4 protein-coding genes are annotated in these 3263 nt (G+C 60.1%); 2 read left to right on the top strand and 2 right to left on the bottom strand.

The genetic code is table 11. The features are described from left to right. Positions 1-388: GntR family transcriptional regulator (locus tag HX846_RS12070; protein WP_178965449.1), on the bottom strand; the 388-nt coding region annotated here is incomplete at its 3' end. 302 nt (positions 389-690) lie between these two features. Between HX846_RS12070 and HX846_RS12065 the strand changes: the two genes are divergently transcribed. Further along, entirely contained in the window at positions 691-1881 is a 1191-nt protein-coding gene (locus HX846_RS12065; RefSeq protein ID WP_008437554.1) for a benzoate/H(+) symporter BenE family transporter, read from the top strand. Positions 1882-1935: 54 nt separating this feature from the next. On the opposite strand, the gene HX846_RS12060 is transcribed toward HX846_RS12065, so the two are convergent. Continuing rightward, positions 1936-2280 (bottom strand): YggL family protein, encoded by a 345-nt coding sequence (locus HX846_RS12060; protein WP_003219101.1) that lies wholly within the window; start codon positions 2278-2280, stop codon positions 1936-1938. Positions 2281-2516: 236 nt separating this feature from the next. Between HX846_RS12060 and HX846_RS12055 the strand changes: the two genes are divergently transcribed. Then, positions 2517-3263: D-alanyl-D-alanine carboxypeptidase/D-alanyl-D-alanine-endopeptidase (locus HX846_RS12055; protein ID WP_178965448.1), on the top strand; the 747-nt coding region annotated here is incomplete at its 3' end.

Genomic DNA, 3263 nt, shown 5'->3' with positions numbered 1-3263 from the left:
CGTCGTTGACCATCTGCCGCAGCTCGGCCAGTTGCTCGGCCGTGGCATGCTGCACCGCCAATTCAGTGATCGCACGCTCCACCCGGCGCCGGGCGAGGAATACCTGGCGGGCTTCCTCGACGCTCGGGCTGGCCACTACCGCACCACGATTGGGCCGCAGCAGTACCACGCCTTCATGGGCCAGGCGCGACAGCGCGCGGCGAATGATGGTGCGGCTGACGCCGAAGATTTCGCCCAGCGCTTCTTCACTCAATTTGGTACCGGGCGCCAGGCGTTGTTCGAGGATCGCCTCGAAGATATGCGCGTAGACGATATCGTCCTGGGTTCCACTGCGACCGGCCTTACCGGCTCGCGGTTGTTTCTTGAGGGGCTGCAACTGTTCGTTCATGGGCACTCGGGTCGGGAGAACGGCGGCGAATTGACGTTGACTGTAATACGGCACAGAGGGTCGCTGGCAAGTATCGCGTAAAATCAGCGCACATTGTACACAACCCAGTGCGCCAACACACTGTACGGCTGTTTGGGGCGCCGGCTGTATTGCAATGAATCGTTACGTTTGAGTTTAGGCTTGATTCCGCACTTTCTCCTTTGTAGGAGCGAGCTTGCTNNTCAGGATGCCAGCGTCATCGTTAACGACCTTCGCGAGCAAGCTCGCTCCTACAGACAGCCCGGTAAAAGGAACACCGCCCCATGTCCGACGTCCCCCAAGCGCGATTACGCCCACTGGCCGACACTTCGCCTTCGGCCATCGTCGCCGGTTTCATCGCCATGATGACCGGCTACACCAGCTCCCTGGTGCTGATGTTTCAGGCTGGCCAGGCCGCCGGCCTGACCACCGCGCAAATTTCCTCGTGGATCTGGGCGATTTCCATCGGCATGGCGGTGTGCAGCATTGGTCTGTCCCTGCGCTATCGCACGCCGATCACCATTGCCTGGTCCACACCGGGCGCGGCGCTGTTGATCACCAGCCTGGGCGGCGTCAGCTACGGCGAGGCCATCGGCGCCTACATCACCTGCGCGGTGCTGGTGACCATCTGTGGGCTGACCGGCAGCTTCGAAAAACTCGTCAAGCGCATCCCCGCGTCCCTGGCGGCCGCCTTGCTGGCGGGGATTCTGTTCAAGATCGGCAGCGAGATTTTCGTCGCCGCGCAGCACCGTACCGGTCTGGTGCTGGGGATGTTCTTCACTTACCTGGTCATCAAGCGCCTGTCGCCGCGTTATGCCGTGCTCGCGGCACTGCTGATCGGCACGGCGCTGTCCGGGCTGATGGGGCTGCTGGATTTCAGTGGCTTTCACCTGGAAGTGGCAACGCCGGTGTGGACCACGCCGCACTTCTCCCTGGCCGCGACCATCAGCATCGGCATCCCGCTGTTCGTGGTGGCCATGACCTCGCAGAACATGCCGGGTGTCGCGGTGCTGCGGGCCGACGGCTATAACGTACCGGCGTCGCCATTGATTACTACCACCGGCCTGGCCTCGCTGGTGCTGGCGCCGTTTGGCTCCCATGGCATCAACCTGGCAGCCATCAGCGCGGCGATCTGCACCGGCCCTCATGCCCATGAGGATCGCAACAAGCGCTACACCGCCGCGGTCTGGTGCGGGATTTTCTACGGGATCGCCGGGGTGTTTGGCGCGACATTGGCCGCGTTATTCGCCGCCCTGCCCAAGGAACTGGTGCTGTCGATTGCGGCACTGGCGTTGTTTGGCTCGATCATCAATGGCCTGAGCATCGCCATGAATGAACCCAGGGAACGGGAAGCTGCGTTGATCACCTTCATGGTCACAGCGTCAGGGTTGACGTTGTTTTCCATCGGTTCGGCGTTCTGGGGAATTGTCGCGGGGGTGTTGACGCTGGTGATTCTGAACTGGCGCAAGGCCTGATTCTTTAGACCCAGTAACGAAAAAGCGACCCGGGCGGGTCGCTTTTTCATGACATCAGACTGCCGGGTTAATCGGCTTTTCTGGGTGCCAAGCGTCCAGCAGGGCGCTGACTTCAACGCGGGTCAGCTCTGGACGAGCCTTCAGCCACGCTTCAACAGCGGCACGCTGTTCTTCGTTGACCGAACCACGGGTGGCTTTGCAAACCAGACCGAAGTCATCACCGCCGACGTAGTCCAGGCCGTTGCCGTCCATCGCTTCAGTCAGGAATGCTTCGAGGAAAGCGTCAACCGCTTCATCGTCCAAACCTTCTTTGAAGTCCAGGTTCAGTTCGAAACCCAGCTCTTGAAATTCATCAACGCACAGTTTTTTGCGCAGACGCCGGGAACGGTTAGTCGCCATTGGAACAATCCTCTTAAGTAATAACGGGCGGCACTTTAGCAGTTTAAGCAGGCCTTTGCCCGATTCTCTGGGACAGGCGGCAGAGTGCCAGTAAAAAAAACCGCCAATTGCAGCTATCGTTCAGCCACAAGTGCGACAGCCTTGGGGCATAATGCCGACACTTTCATGACCATTGAGGGATTTTTCGTACATACCCCTCACCTTTTTACCCCCTCAGCAGTAGGGTTTTAATTCTTATGATCAAATCTTTGCGTCCACTGTTACTCGCCAGTTTTCTTCTGCCCCTGGCCTTTTCCGTTACCGCCGCCCCGATCAACACTTCCCTGCCGCCCAAGGTCCAGGAAGCCCTCCAGAAAGCCAAGCTGCAAAACAATGCCCTGTCCCTGGTGATGATTCCCCTCAATGGCCCGGGCACACCTACCGTGTTCAACGCTGACGTGTCGGTCAACCCGGCCTCGACCATGAAGCTGGTCACCACCTACGCGGCCCTGGAAATGCTCGGTCCCAACCATCAGTGGAAAACCGAGTTCTACACCGACGGCACCCTGAGCGGCGGGATCCTGAACGGCAACCTGTACCTCAAGGGCGGCGGCGACCCCAAGCTGAACATGGAAAAACTCTGGCTGCTGATGCGCGACCTGCGGGCCAATGGCGTGCAGCAAGTGACCGGCGACCTGGTGCTGGACCGTGGCTTCTTCATCCCGCCGCAACTGCCGGAGTTCAATGACGACGGCAACGACGAGAACAAGCCGTTCCTGGTCAAGCCCGATGCCTTGATGGTCAACCTCAAGGCGCTGCGCTTCGTCACCCGCAATGATTCGGGCAAGGTGCTGGTCTCGGTCGAGCCACCGATTGCGAGCATCCGCATCGACAACCAGGTCAAGGTCTCCAACGCCAAGCAATGCACCGGCGATGTGCGCTACAGCCCGATGACCGCCGCCGACGGCAGCGTCACCGTGACCGTCAGCGGCCAGTTGGCGGAC

This window comes from Pseudomonas sp. K5002 (assembly GCF_013386655.1).
Classification (GTDB): Bacteria; Pseudomonadota; Gammaproteobacteria; order Pseudomonadales; family Pseudomonadaceae; genus Aquipseudomonas.
The sequence above is the reverse complement of the archived record's forward strand: the minus strand, read 5'-3'. Positions and strand labels throughout refer to the sequence as shown.